At 58.1% G+C, this 528-nt stretch carries 2 protein-coding genes; both read right to left on the reverse strand.

Going from position 1 to position 528, the window contains the following annotated elements; all coding sequences use genetic code 11:
- On the reverse strand, positions 1–268 hold a 268-nt coding region (locus tag L6R21_28285), incomplete at its 3' end, for a hypothetical protein (protein MCK6563101.1).
- On the reverse strand, positions 265–528 hold a 264-nt coding region (locus L6R21_28290; GenBank protein ID MCK6563102.1), incomplete at its 5' end, for a hypothetical protein. The genes L6R21_28290 and L6R21_28285, both read right to left, overlap by 4 nt.

Genomic DNA, 528 nt, shown 5'->3' on the forward strand with positions numbered 1-528 from the left:
CGACGAGCAATTCTTTCACGCACATGGCCCCGCGCAACTGGCTGTTCTTGGCGAGCGTCACTTCCGCGTTCGGCGCGTTGAAACTCCCCAACAGATAAGCCTCTTTGCCGAAGCTCACCGCTGAGCTTTGCAAGGTGTTGAAGGTCACCAGCTCGCTGTCGCCTTCGCCGTTCGGCAACAGGCGAATCTCAATCTCTTTGCCGAGATAGAGATTGCTCACAACATTCAGCGTGATCGGCGCGCCGCTGCTCAAATCGATTTCGATCACTGCCGTCGTTGTCGTGCTGCTGTTGTATTGGAGGCTGGTGAAATATAATCGCCGCTGGCGAGCTGCAGCGTGCCGAAGCTGTTGAGCGTTACGTTGTTGTATGAGCCGGGCGCAAGCGAGAGCGTGCCGTTTTGCGGCACCGTTTTGTTCTGCCCGCCGGCTGAGTAACTCAAGCTTGGCAAGGGTTCGGTAGCCACCGGCTCAACGCTCGGCGTGCCGTTGATCGTGCCGGAGTTGCTGATGCTCGTCGCGGAAGTCAC

The sequence above is a fragment of the bacterium genome, assembly GCA_023150945.1.
GTDB lineage: Bacteria > Zhuqueibacterota > Zhuqueibacteria > Zhuqueibacterales > Zhuqueibacteraceae > Coneutiohabitans.